The sequence below is a fragment of the Mesorhizobium sp. M3A.F.Ca.ET.175.01.1.1 genome (assembly GCF_004791945.1).
Classification (GTDB): Bacteria; Pseudomonadota; Alphaproteobacteria; order Rhizobiales; family Rhizobiaceae; genus Mesorhizobium.
Genome location: NZ_SRTP01000330.1, coordinates 1 through 299, shown reverse-complemented (window position 1 = coordinate 299; position 299 = coordinate 1). Strand labels below are relative to the sequence as shown.

The 299-nt window shown below is 61.5% G+C and carries 1 pseudogene; it reads left to right on the top strand.

From position 1 onward, the window contains the following. Positions 1–179 precede the first annotated feature (179 nt). A pseudogene (locus tag EN818_RS34180) lies at positions 180–299 on the top strand (phosphonate metabolism transcriptional regulator PhnF); the annotation flags it as partial.

Sequence of the window (299 nt, the reverse complement as noted above, 5' to 3'; positions counted from 1 at the left end):
CGCCGCCTTGCGCCCGGCCTGCTCGCGCGCTTCCTGTCCTCGCATGGCAGCACTCCGTCGATTGCGTAAATTTGTCTATTGATATAGACAACTATACAAATTATACGCATTAGCTAGCGCGAGTCCATGACGGCTGGATGACATCGGCGAAAAGTCTGGGCGGTGAACCGGGGGCTGACATGAGTGGGCAGCAGGCAGCCAGCATCGAGCGGCGCAGCGGCGTTTCGCTGTGGCGGCAGATCGCCGACCGGATCCTGCAGAGGATCGCGGCCGGCGACTTTGCCGAGAACGTGGCCCTG